13 protein-coding genes and 1 pseudogene are annotated in these 12,161 nt (G+C 69.5%); all 14 read left to right on the top strand.

All coding sequences use genetic code 11. The features are described from left to right. A pseudogene (locus tag BN12_RS25240) lies at positions 1 to 432 on the top strand (hypothetical protein); the annotation flags it as partial. A gap of 332 nt (positions 433 to 764) precedes the next feature. Then, a complete protein-coding gene (rpsL, locus tag BN12_RS14435) occupies positions 765 to 1,139 on the top strand; it encodes a 30S ribosomal protein S12 (RefSeq protein ID WP_048553500.1) in 375 nt (124 codons plus the stop codon). Then, complete coding sequence (gene rpsG / locus BN12_RS14430; RefSeq protein WP_048553498.1) at positions 1,139 to 1,609, top strand: 30S ribosomal protein S7; 471 nt, start codon at positions 1,139 to 1,141, stop codon at positions 1,607 to 1,609. Before rpsL ends, rpsG begins: the two co-directional genes overlap by 1 nt. A 118-nt stretch (positions 1,610 to 1,727) precedes the next feature. Beyond that, the gene (fusA, locus tag BN12_RS14425; protein ID WP_048553497.1) at positions 1,728 to 3,830 is read left to right on the top strand and encodes an elongation factor G; all 2,103 of its coding nucleotides are present in this window, start codon (positions 1,728 to 1,730) and stop codon (positions 3,828 to 3,830) included. A 123-nt stretch (positions 3,831 to 3,953) separates the two neighbouring features. After that, the gene (gene tuf / locus BN12_RS14420) at positions 3,954 to 5,150 is read left to right on the top strand and encodes an elongation factor Tu (protein WP_048553496.1); all 1,197 of its coding nucleotides are present in this window, start codon (positions 3,954 to 3,956) and stop codon (positions 5,148 to 5,150) included. Between the two features lie 355 nt (positions 5,151 to 5,505). After that, complete coding sequence (locus tag BN12_RS14415; RefSeq protein ID WP_083454661.1) at positions 5,506 to 7,491, top strand: S53 family peptidase; 1,986 nt, start codon at positions 5,506 to 5,508, stop codon at positions 7,489 to 7,491. A 438-nt stretch (positions 7,492 to 7,929) separates the two neighbouring features. Beyond that, positions 7,930 to 8,238 carry a 30S ribosomal protein S10 gene (gene rpsJ / locus BN12_RS14410; RefSeq protein ID WP_009775966.1) on the top strand — a complete coding sequence of 103 codons (309 nt, stop codon included), beginning with the start codon at positions 7,930 to 7,932 and terminating at the stop codon, positions 8,236 to 8,238. An 11-nt stretch (positions 8,239 to 8,249) separates the two neighbouring features. Continuing rightward, a complete protein-coding gene (rplC, locus tag BN12_RS14405) occupies positions 8,250 to 8,912 on the top strand; it encodes a 50S ribosomal protein L3 (protein ID WP_048553495.1) in 663 nt (220 codons plus the stop codon). Continuing rightward, a complete protein-coding gene (rplD, locus tag BN12_RS14400) occupies positions 8,912 to 9,565 on the top strand; it encodes a 50S ribosomal protein L4, sunset domain variant (RefSeq protein WP_048553494.1) in 654 nt (217 codons plus the stop codon). Before rplC ends, rplD begins: the two co-directional genes overlap by 1 nt. After that, complete coding sequence (gene rplW / locus BN12_RS14395; protein ID WP_048553491.1) at positions 9,562 to 9,864, top strand: 50S ribosomal protein L23; 303 nt, start codon at positions 9,562 to 9,564, stop codon at positions 9,862 to 9,864. The genes rplD and rplW overlap by 4 nt, the downstream gene beginning before the upstream one ends. A 22-nt stretch (positions 9,865 to 9,886) precedes the next feature. Beyond that, positions 9,887 to 10,723, top strand: coding sequence for a 50S ribosomal protein L2 (rplB, locus tag BN12_RS14390; protein ID WP_048553488.1), 837 nt, complete (start codon positions 9,887 to 9,889; stop codon positions 10,721 to 10,723). 15 nt (positions 10,724 to 10,738) lie between these two features. Next, on the top strand, positions 10,739 to 11,020 hold the full coding sequence (gene rpsS / locus BN12_RS14385; RefSeq protein WP_048553486.1) for a 30S ribosomal protein S19: 282 nt from the start codon (positions 10,739 to 10,741) through the stop codon (positions 11,018 to 11,020). After that, the gene (gene rplV, locus BN12_RS14380) at positions 11,020 to 11,427 is read left to right on the top strand and encodes a 50S ribosomal protein L22 (protein ID WP_048553484.1); all 408 of its coding nucleotides are present in this window, start codon (positions 11,020 to 11,022) and stop codon (positions 11,425 to 11,427) included. The genes rpsS and rplV overlap by 1 nt, the downstream gene beginning before the upstream one ends. Continuing rightward, positions 11,427 to 12,161 (top strand): 30S ribosomal protein S3 (gene rpsC, locus BN12_RS14375; RefSeq protein ID WP_083454660.1); only part of this gene is annotated, 735 nt, incomplete at its 3' end. The genes rplV and rpsC, both read left to right, overlap by 1 nt.

Raw genomic sequence — 12,161 nt, 5'->3', positions numbered from 1 at the left:
CTCGACGTCGTCGAGCTCGCCGCGCCGCTCGTCCGCTGGGCCCGCGAGGGCCTGGTCCCCGAGCTCGCCGGCCTCGAGGCCGACGGCCGCTGCCGGCTGCACATCGCCGACGTCGCCGACGTCCTCGGTGGGCGCCGCGGGCCGGCCGGGCCGTGGGACGTCGTGCTCCTCGACGTCGACAACGGTCCCGGCTTCCTCGTCCACGAGCACAACGACCGGCTGTATGCGGACACCGGGCTCCTCGCGGCATACGAGGCTCTCGCGCCGGGCGGACTGCTCGTCGTCTGGTCCTCGCACGCCTCCCCGGGACTGCTCGCGGGACTCGTGGAGGTGGGTGAGCCGCGCGGCGGATCGGCCGGCGAGCGGGTCCTCACGGTGACCCGCGACGGGCGGACCCTCGACTACGCCCTCTACACGCTGCGCCGCCCCTGACCGGCGGGCCCCCTCGCGCGACGCCGGAGCGCCGGATCGGGGCGCCTCGCGATTTGGGGCATAAGCGGGCGCCCGGTATCGTTGGTCCCTGTGTCCGGCTAGGACCGGACATGTTCTGTGCCCACCTGCGGGTCCAGGGCACACGAACGCGGACCGGCGACGGTCCACCCTCTTCCACCGGGCAACCAGCGACGCGGCGCGAGCCGTGGAGCGGGGAGTGCAGGTGGGAGCACCCGAACCGACACACCCGAGCGCGGGGGTCGGCCAGGGCCACCACCAAGGAGTCCCGAGGCGGCGAGCCGACGGACGTCGAGAACAGTACGGAGACAGGTTTGCCCACCATCAACCAGCTGGTCCGCAAGGGCCGGCAGGACAAGGCCGCGAAGGTCAAGACGCCCGCCCTCAAGGGCTCCCCCCAGCGTCGTGGCGTGTGCACCCGCGTGTACACCACGACGCCGAAGAAGCCGAACTCCGCCCTCCGCAAGGTCGCCCGCGTGCGCCTGACGAGCGGCATCGAGGTGACCGCCTACATCCCCGGCGTCGGCCACAACCTCCAGGAGCACTCGATGGTGCTCGTCCGCGGCGGCCGGGTGAAGGACCTCCCCGGCGTCCGCTACAAGATCATCCGCGGCTCCCTCGACACCCAGGGTGTCCGGAACCGCCAGCAGGCCCGGTCCCGCTACGGCGCGAAGAAGGAGAAGAAGTAATGCCTCGCAAGGGCCCCGCTCCCAAGCGCCCCCTCGTCGTCGACCCGGTCTACGGCAGCCCGCTCGTCACCGCGCTCGTCAACAAGGTGCTCCTCGACGGCAAGAAGTCCATCGCCGAGCACATCGTCTACGGCGCCCTCGAGGGCTGCCGCGAGAAGACGGGCAGCGACCCGGTCGTCATCCTCAAGCGCGCGCTGGACAACATCCGGCCGACCCTCGAGGTCAAGTCCCGCCGCGTCGGCGGGGCGACCTACCAGGTCCCCGTCGAGGTCAAGCCCGCCCGCGCGACGACGCTGTCGCTGCGCTGGCTCGTCGGCTACGCGCGGCAGCGTCGTGAGAAGACGATGACCGAGCGCCTCATGAACGAGATCCTCGACGCCTCCAACGGCCTCGGCGCCGCCGTGAAGCGCCGCGAGGACACGCACAAGATGGCCGAGTCCAACAAGGCCTTCGCGCACTACCGCTGGTGACAGCGTCCGGTATGCCGCGAGCGCACGGTGCGCCCGCGGCATACCGGGGCGGCAGCGCGGGTCCCGCCCGCGCGCCTCGCACCACAGCTTTCCTAACGAGCGAGATGAGACGATCACATTGGCACTCGACGTCCTGACGGACCTCACGAAGGTCCGCAACATCGGCATCATGGCGCACATCGACGCCGGCAAGACGACGACGACGGAGCGCATCCTCTTCTACACCGGCATCACCTACAAGATCGGTGAGGTCCACGACGGCGCCGCGACGATGGACTGGATGGAGCAGGAGCAGGAGCGGGGCATCACGATCACCTCGGCCGCCACGACGACGTTCTGGAAGAACAACCAGATCAACCTCATCGACACGCCCGGTCACGTCGACTTCACCGTCGAGGTCGAGCGCAACCTGCGCGTCCTCGACGGCGCGGTCGCCGTCTTCGACGGCAAGGAGGGCGTCGAGCCCCAGTCCGAGACGGTGTGGCGCCAGGCCGACAAGTACACCGTCCCCCGCATCTGCTTCGTCAACAAGATGGACAAGCTCGGCGCGGACTTCTACTTCACCGTCCAGACGATCATCGACCGTCTCGGGGCGGAGCCGCTCGTCTGCCAGCTGCCGATCGGTGCCGAGAGCACCTTCATCGGCGTCGTGGACCTCCTGCGGATGAAGGCCCTCGTCTGGCGCGGCGAGACCAAGCTCGGCGAGGACTACGAGGTCGAGGAGATCCCGGAGGACCTGCGGGCCAAGGCCGACGAGTACCACCAGAAGCTCGTCGAGCGCGTCGCCGAGGCCGACGACGAGCTCATGGAGAAGTACCTCGAGGGCGAGGAGCTGTCGGTCGAGGAGCTCAAGGCCGGCATCCGCGCCCTGACGATCGCCGGCGAGGTCAACCCGGTCTTCTGCGGCACCGCGTTCAAGAACAAGGGTGTCCAGCCGATGCTCGACGCCGTCGTCGACTACCTCCCCTCGCCGCTCGACGTGCCCCCGACCGAGGGCCACGCCCCGGGTGACGAGGAGGCGAAGCTGGTCCGGCACGCCGACGCCTCCGAGCCCTTCGCGGCGCTGGCCTTCAAGATCGCGGTCCACCCGTTCTTCGGCCGGCTCACCTATGTCCGCGTCTACTCCGGCGAGGTGCCCTCGGGCGCGCAGGTCATCAATTCGACGAAGCTGCGCAAGGAGCGCATCGGGAAGATCTTCCAGATGCACTCCAACAAGGAGAACCCCGTCGGGAAGGCGTCCGCCGGCCACATCTACGCGGTCATCGGTCTCAAGGACACGACGACGGGCGACACCCTCTGCGACCCGGCCAACCAGGTCGTCCTGGAGTCGATGACGTTCCCGGAGCCCGTCATCCAGGTCGCCATCGAGCCCAAGACGAAGGGCGACCAGGAGAAGCTCGGCACGGCCATCCAGAAGCTCGCCGAGGAGGACCCGACCTTCCAGGTCCACCTCGACGACGAGACGGGCCAGACGATCATCGCCGGCATGGGCGAGCTCCACCTCGACATCCTCGTCGACCGGATGCGGCGCGAGTTCAAGGTCGAGGCGAACGTCGGCAAGCCGCAGGTGGCCTACCGCGAGACGATCCGCCGCGCCGTCGAGAAGCTCGACTACACGCACAAGAAGCAGACCGGCGGCTCCGGCCAGTTCGCGAAGGTGCAGATCTCCATCGAGCCCCTCGACACCCACGAGGGCGAGCTGTACGAGTTCCAGAACTCGGTCACCGGTGGCCGGGTCCCGCGCGAGTACATCCCGTCGGTCGACCAGGGCATCCAGGACGCGATGCAGTACGGCGTCCTCGCCGGGTACCCGCTCGTCGGCATCAAGGCGACCCTCGTCGACGGTGGCTACCACGACGTCGACTCCTCGGAGATGGCCTTCAAGATCGCCGGCTCGATGGCCCTCAAGGAGGCCGTCCGCAAGGCGGATCCGGTCCTCCTCGAGCCGATGATGTCGGTCGAGGTCCGCACGCCCGAGGACTACATGGGCGACGTCATCGGCGACATCAACTCCCGCCGTGGCCAGATCCAGGGCATGGAGGACGTGAGCGGTGCCAAGGTCGTCCGCGGCCTCGTCCCGCTGTCGGAGATGTTCGGCTACGTCGGGGACCTGCGGTCCAAGACCCAGGGCCGGGCGAGCTTCTCCATGGAGTTCGACTCCTACTCAGAGGTCCCCAAGGCCGTGGCCGAGGAGATCATCAAGAAGACCCGTGGTGAGTGACCGCTAGACTGACCGCTGGTCTTCGGCAGCACCCCCACAGCACAGCAAACCACCCACACACCGCGCCACGTCCCGCCCGGTCGTTCGGCGTTACCAAGGAAGAGTCCTGAGGAGGACAACAAAGTGGCGAAGGCAAAGTTCGAGCGGACCAAGCCGCACGTCAACATCGGCACCATCGGTCACATCGACCACGGTAAGACGACGCTGACGGCTGCGATCTCCAAGGTCCTGCACGACAAGTACCCCGACCTGAACCCGGTGTTCGCGTTCGACGACATCGACAAGGCGCCGGAGGAGAAGCAGCGCGGCATCACTATCTCCATCGCGCACATCGAGTACCAGACCGAGAAGCGGCACTACGCCCACGTCGACTGCCCCGGGCACGCCGACTACGTGAAGAACATGATCACGGGTGCGGCGCAGATGGACGGCGCGATCCTCGTCGTCGCCGCGACCGACGGCCCCATGCCGCAGACGAAGGAGCACGTCCTCCTGGCCCGCCAGGTCGGCGTCCCCTACATCGTCGTGGCCCTCAACAAGGCCGACATGGTCGACGACGAGGAGATCCTCGAGCTCGTCGAGATGGAGGTCCGCGAGCTGCTGTCCTCCTACGAGTTCCCGGGCGACGACCTGCCGGTCGTCAAGGTCTCGGCGCTCAAGGCTCTCGAGGGCGACGAGGAGTGGGGCAAGACCGTCCTGGAGCTCATGGACGCCGTCGACACCTACATCCCCGAGCCGGAGCGCGAGATCGACAAGCCGTTCCTCATGCCCGTCGAGGACGTCTTCACGATCACCGGTCGTGGCACCGTCGTCACCGGCCGCATCGAGCGCGGTGTCCTCAAGGTCAACCAGGAGGTCGAGATCGTCGGCATCCACGAGGGCCCGGCCACCAAGACGACCGTCACCGGCATCGAGATGTTCCGCAAGCTGCTCGACGAGGGTCGCGCGGGCGAGAACGTCGGTCTGCTCCTGCGTGGTGTCAAGCGCGAGGAGGTCGAGCGCGGCCAGGTCGTCGTCAAGCCCGGCTCGATCACGCCGCACACCGACTTCGACGGCAACGTCTACATCCTGTCCAAGGACGAGGGCGGCCGGCACACGCCGTTCTACGACAACTACCGTCCGCAGTTCTACTTCCGGACGACGGACGTGACGGGTGTCGTCCACCTGCCCGAGGGCACCGAGATGGTCATGCCCGGCGACAACACCGAGATGTCCGTCGAGCTCATCCAGCCCATCGCGATGGAGGAGGGCCTGAAGTTCGCCATCCGCGAGGGCGGCCGCACCGTCGGCGCCGGACGGGTCACCAAGATCAACAAGTGACCCCCGCGGCTGGACGTCCAGCCTGAGTCGAAGGGCCCGTATGCCACACGGCATACGGGCCCTTCGCCGTCCCCCGGCCCCTTCGGCAGGTGTGGGCTTTCCGTGGTCGGACCGGCTCGGCGACCACGACAACCCCGCACCTGCCGGGGCGGGCAACCCCGCAGGTGCGGCGAAGGATCGGAGGGGAATGTCCGGTATGCCGTGAAGAAGTCGCGTGGATGGCGTCCCGGCCGACAAGGTGCCGGCATACCCATGACATTTGCCATGGGTATGCCGGTCGGATGCCTGACAGGGTGACGGCGGCCCCCGGGGTCCCCGGGGGGCCGCATCAGTCACTCTCGGAGGTCATATCTGCATGAGAGCTCTCACCAAGAGCCAGGCCGGCCTGGCCGTGAGCGGATGCGTCGCACTGACGCTCGCCGCACCCGGTCTCGCCGAGGCATCCAACGGGCCGGGACGTCACGTCGTCCAGGCCACTCCCGCCTGGACCGCGACGGCTCATCACGTCGGCGCCGTGTCGTCGGGAACCGCTCAGCACCTGTCCGTCGTCCTCGCCCTGCGTGACGCCGCCGGGGCCGAGGCGCTCGCCGACGCCGTGTCGACGCCGGGTAACGCCCAGTACGGCCGGTACCTCACGCCGGCCCAGTGGCGGGCCCGCTTCGCGCCGACCGACGCCCAGGTGAAGACCGTCCGCGACTGGCTCACCTCGAACGGCTTCCACGTCGTCGAGACCCCGGCGAACCACCGCTACATCGAGGTCACCGCGCCGGCGTCGGTGACGGAGAAGGCTCTCGCGACCCGCCTCGGGGTCTTCACCAAGGGCGGCCGGACGGTGCAGGCCCCCGAGACGAGCGTCTCGGTGCCCGACTCGGTGTCCTCGCTCGTCGCCGGTGTCACGGGTCTGGACACCTCCGCCATGGCGACCCCGCTGCGCAGCGTCCCCGAGACGACCAAGCAGCTGGCCGCCGCCGCGCGGCCCTCCTCCTCGACGGCGCTGCCGCCGCCCGACCCGGTGTTCCGGAACGCCGGGCCCTGCTCGGCCTACTACGGCCAGAAGAAGGCGCCCGTCCCGCAGATCCTCAAGGACCCGCTGACCTATGCCCCGTGCGGCTACCGGCCGGGCCAGATCCGCGGCGCCTACGGGCTCGACGCGAGCCAGTCCCAGGGCGTCGACGGGCGGGGCGTGACGGTGGCCATCGTCGACGCCTACGCGTCGAAGTGGATCTACTCCGACGCGGCGACCTACGCCAAGCGGAACGACCCGAGCCACCCGCTGCGGTCCTACCAGTTCTCGCAGAACCTGCCGGCGAGCTACTCCCACGTCGACGAGTGCGGTGCCTCCGGGTGGTACGGCGAGGAGACGCTCGACGTCGAAGCCGTCCACGCGACGGCTCCCGGCGCGCACATCCTCTACGTCGGAGGTGAGAGCTGCTACGACACCGACCTCGACCAGGCCGTCAACACCGTCGTCGACAACGGGCTCGCCCAGGTCGTCACCAACTCCTACGGCGAGACCGAGGCGGAGGGCGCGGGGTCGTACGCGTTCACCCACCAGACGGCGCTGCAGGCCGCGGCCCAGGGCATCTCGCTGCTCTTCTCCTCCGGGGACGACGGCGACGAGATCGCCGCGTCGGGCAAGCGCCAGGTGGATGCGCCCGCGAACGACGCGAAGGTCACCGCGGTCGGCGGCACGTCGCTGGCGGTCACCAAGAGCGACGGGTACGGCTTCGAGCAGGGCTGGGGCACCGGCAAGTCGACCCTCGTCAACGGTGCTTGGTCGCCGGCCGCACCCGCCTACCTCTACGGCGGCGGAGGCGGCACGAGCCGGGTCATCCCGCAACCGGCATACCAGAAGGGCGTCGTCCCGAACGGCATCGCGACCCGCTTCGGAGCGCCCAAGCGCGCTGTGCCGGACGTGGCGATGCTCGGTGACCCGAGCACGGGCCTGCTCGTCGGACAGAGCCAGACCTTCCCGAACGGGACGATCAAGTACTCGGAGTACCGCATCGGCGGCACGTCCCTGTCCTCGCCGCTGTTCGCGGGCGTCGTCGCGGTGGCCGACCAGGTCAACGGCGGATCGCTCGGCTTCCTCAACCCCACGCTCTACAAACTGGCGGGGACCAGCGCATTCCGGGACGTCAACCACGGCCGCAAGGTCACCGACGGCGTCGTCCGCGTCGACTACGTGAACGGCTTCGACGGCAGCGACGGGACCGTCGCCTCGCTGCGGACCTTCAACCAGACGGGGACGATCTGGACCCGCAAGGGATACGACGACGTGACGGGCGTCGGCTCCCCGAACGGCGTCTCGTTCCTCACGGCGATGGCCAGGGGTCACTGACCCCGGGTCGTCACGTCTCGCACGGACGGTGCCCCCGCCGGCTCGGCCGGTCGGGGGCACCGCCTCGTCCACCTCCTCGCACGTGCCGAGTCGATGTCGTCGAATGCGGGATCCGGCGACATCTTCTCGGCACGTGGGAAGCCCGGCCGGTGGGGGAGCGGGCGATTTGGACCGGGCCGACGGGCTCTGGCACACTAGGGGGGTTGCCTGACGCGCGGGACGCACCCATGTGCTGCCCGCCGCCCCCGAAGCCAACTCCTCGAACCGCGTGACGCGGGGCGACACTCCGGGGAAGCGCAGGCGGCCGGTCCCACCGGCCAACCCCCACCCGACGGACGCGAGAGCACCGCCGGGCCGCGGAGCGGGAGCGACACACCCGACCGCGGGGGTCGGTGCGGGACCACCGACGACGGACGCCGAGAGAGAGACGCACGCGACATGGCGGGACAGAAGATCCGCATCCGCTTGAAGTCGTATGACCACGAGGTCATCGACAACTCAGCGCGCAAGATTGTCGACACGGTCACCCGTGCCGGCGCGACGGTGGTCGGCCCGGTGCCGCTGCCCACGGAGAAGAACGTCTTCGTGGTCATCCGTTCGCCCCACAAGTACAAGGACAGCCGCGAGCACTTCGAGATGCGGACGCACAAGCGCCTCATCGACATCATCGACCCGACCCCCAAGGCGGTCGACTCGCTGATGCGCCTCGACCTGCCGGCTGACGTCAACATCGAGATCAAGCTCTGAGGTCGACGACGATGACGAACACCACCACCAAGACCGTCAAGGGCGTCCTCGGCGAGAAGCTCGGCATGACCCAGGTCTGGGACGCCAACAACCGGCTCGTCCCCGTCACGGTCATCAAGGCCGGTCCGTGCGTCGTGACCCAGGTCCGCGACGCCGCGACCGACGGGTATGCCGCGGTCCAGCTCGCCTACGGCGCCATCGACCCGCGCAAGGTCACCAAGCCGCTCGCCGGCCACTTCGAGAAGGCCGGTGTCACGCCGCGTCGCCACCTCGTCGAGCTCCGCACCGCGGACGCCGGCGAGTACAGCCTCGGCCAGGAGGTGACCGCCGACACCTTCGCATCGGGCCAGGACGTCGACGTGACGGGCACGACGAAGGGCAAGGGCTTCGCCGGCGTCATGAAGCGGCACGGCTTCCACGGCGTCAGCTCCTCGCACGGTGCCCACAAGAACCACCGCAAGCCGGGTTCGATCGGTGGCTGCGCCACCCCGGGCCGGGTCTTCAAGGGAATGCGCATGGCCGGCCGGATGGGCGGCGTGCGGCAGACCACCCAGAACCTCACCATCCACGCCGTGGACGCCGACAAGGGGCTCCTCCTCGTCAAGGGCGCCGTCCCCGGCCCCCGCGGCGGGGTCGTCCTCGTCCGCACGGCCGCGAAGGGAGCCCAGGCCTGATGACCGCTCAGACCAGCGACGTCACGCTGCCCGCCGAGATCTTCGACGTGCAGACCAACGTCCCCCTCATCCACCAGGTCGTCGTGGCCCAGCTCGCCGCGGCGCGCCAGGGCACGCACTCGACGAAGACGCGCGGCGAGGTCCGCGGCGGCGGCAAGAAGCCCTACCGCCAGAAGGGCACCGGTCGCGCCCGGCAGGGGTCGACGCGCGCGCCGCAGTTCGCCGGCGGCGGGATCGTCCACGGCCCGCAGCCGCGGGACTACGCACAGCGGACCCCCAAGAAGATGAAGGCCGCCGCCCTGCGGGGTGCCCTCTCCGACCGGGCCCGCCACGGGCGGATCCACGTCGTGCCGTCGCTCGTCACCGGCGAGACGCCGTCGACGAAGGACGCCAGGGCCCTGCTCGCCGGTCTCACCGAGCGGCGCAACCTGCTCGTCGTCCTCGAGCGCAGCGACCTCGTCTCCCTCAAGTCGGTCCGCAACCTCGCCGACGTCCACGTCCTCGCCGTCGACCAGCTCAACACCTACGACGTGCTGTGCGCCGACGACGTCGTGTTCACCCAGGGCGCGCTCGACGCCTTCGTCGCCGGGCCGGTCAAGGGCTCCGACGTCGTCGTCATCGAGGAGCCCGCTGCCGAGGAGGACGCCAAGTGAGCACTCTCAACAAGGACCCCCGCGACATCCTGATCGCCCCCGTCGTCTCCGAGAAGTCCTACGGCCTCCTCGACGAGGGCAAGTACACCTTCATCGTCGACCCGCGGGCGAACAAGACGGAGATCAAGATCGCCGTCGAGCAGATCTTCAAGGTCAAGGTCGACACGGTCCACACGATGAACCGCCCGGGCAAGGCGCGCCGCACCCGCTTCGGGGTCGGCAAGCGCAAGGACACCAAGCGCGCCATCGTGTCCCTCCGCGAGGGCTCGATCGACATCTTCGGCAGCGCAGGCGCCTGAGGAAGCCAGAGGAACGACAGACATGGGTATCCGTAAGTACAAGCCGACGACGCCGGGGCGTCGGGGTTCGAGCGTGGCCGACTTCGTCGAGGTCACCCGCACGACGCCCGAGAAGTCCCTCGTCCGTCCGCTGACCAAGAGCGGTGGCCGCAACAGCAGCGGCCGGATCACGACGCGGCACATCGGCGGCGGCCACAAGCGCGCCTACCGGGTCATCGACTTCCGCCGCCACGACAAGGACGGCGTGCCGGCCAAGGTCGCGCACATCGAGTACGACCCGAACCGCACGGCGCGGATCGCGCTCCTGCACTACGCCGACGGCGAGAAGCGCTACATCCTCGCGCCGAACCGGCTCAAGCAGGGCGACGTCGTCGAGAACGGCCCGGGCGCGGACATCAAGCCCGGCAACAGCCTGCCGCTGCGCAACATCCCGACCGGCACGGTCGTCCACGCCGTCGAGCTGCGGCCCGGTGGCGGGGCGAAGATCGCCCGCTCGGCAGGGGTCCGCGTCCAGCTCGTCGCCAAGGACGGGCCCTACGCCCAGCTCCGTATGCCGTCCGGCGAGATCCGCAACGTCGACGTCCGCTGCCGCGCGACCGTCGGCGAGGTCGGCAACGCCGAGCAGTCGAACATCAACTGGGGCAAGGCCGGCCGGATGCGGTGGAAGGGCAAGCGCCCGACCGTCCGCGGCGTCGCGATGAACCCGGTCGACCACCCGCACGGCGGTGGCGAGGGCAAGACCTCCGGCGGGCGTCACCCGGTGAGCCCCTGGGGCCAGCCCGAGGGCCGGACCCGCCACCCCAACAAGGCCAGCAACAAGATGATCGTGCGCCGTCGCCGTACGGGCAAGAAGCGCTGAGTAGGAGCCTGAACCATGCCTCGTAGCCTGAAGAAGGGCCCCTTCATCGACGACCACCTCCAGAAGAAGGTGGACGCCCAGAACGAAGCGGGTACCAAGAACGTCATCAAGACCTGGTCGCGCCGCTCGGTCATCTCGCCCGACATGCTCGGCCACACCTTCGCCGTCCACGACGGCCGCAAGCACACGCCGGTCTTCGTCACCGAGTCGATGGTCGGCCACAAGCTGGGCGAGTTCGCCCCCACGCGGACCTTCAAGGGTCACGTGAAGGAAGACAAGAAGGGGCGCCGCCGCTGATGGCCACGAAGAACACGACCGACGCCGAGGGCGTCGTCCTCGAGGCGAGGGCCTCGGCGCGGCACGTCCGGGTGACCCCCCAGAAGGCCCGCCGGGTCGTCGACCTCATCCGCGGCAAGAGGGCCGTCGAGGCCGTCTCGGTCCTGCGGTTCGCGCCGCAGGGCGCGAGCGACCCGGTCCGCAAGGTCGTCGAGTCGGCGATCGCCAACGCCCGGGTCAAGGCGGACAAGACCGCCGAGGCGTTCGACGAGCGCGACCTCGTCATCTCCTCCGCCTTCGTCGACGAGGGCCCCACCATGAAGCGTTTCCGGCCGCGCGCCCAGGGTCGCGCGGCGCGGATCAACAAGCGGACCAGCCACATCACCGTGGTGGTCACGCCCCAGCAGACGACGGGAGGCAACCGCTGATGGGACAGAAGGTCAACCCCAACGGCTTCCGTCTCGGCATCACGACCGACCACAGCAGCCGCTGGTTCGCCGACTCCACCAAGCCGGGTCAGCGCTACCGCGACTACGTCAAGGAGGACGTCGCGATCCGCAAGCTCATGTCCCAGGGCATGGAGCGCGCCGGGATCTCGCGCGTCGAGATCGAGCGCACGCGTGACCGCGTCCGGGTGGACATCCACACGGCCCGTCCCGGCATCGTGATCGGTCGCCGTGGCGCCGAGGCCGACCGGATCCGCGGCGAGCTCGAGAAGCTCACCGGCAAGCAGGTCCAGCTCAACATCCTCGAGGTGAAGAACCCCGAGATCGACGCCCAGCTCGTCGCCCAGGGCATCGCCGAGCAGCTGTCGGCTCGCGTGTCGTTCCGACGCGCCATGCGCAAGGGCATGCAGTCGGCGACCCGGGCGGGTGCCAAGGGCATCCGGGTCCAGGTCTCCGGCCGCCTCGGCGGCGCCGAGATGAGCCGCACCGAGTTCTACCGCGAGGGCCGGGTGCCGCTGCACACGCTCCGCGCGAACATCGACTACGGCTTCTACGAGGCCCGCACGACCTTCGGCCGCATCGGCGTCAAGGTCTGGATCTACAAGGGCGACATGACGGCCCGCGAGTTCGCCGCTCAGCAGGCGACGGCTCCGCGGCAGAACCGTGGCCCGCGTCGCGACGGCGGCGACCGCCCGGCCCGCGCCCGGCGCGCCGAC

The sequence above is a fragment of the Nostocoides japonicum T1-X7 genome (assembly GCF_001046855.1).
Classification (GTDB): Bacteria; Actinomycetota; Actinomycetes; order Actinomycetales; family Dermatophilaceae; genus Nostocoides; species Nostocoides japonicum.
Note: the sequence above shows the minus strand (reverse complement) of the source record. Positions and strands in the feature narration are given on the sequence as shown.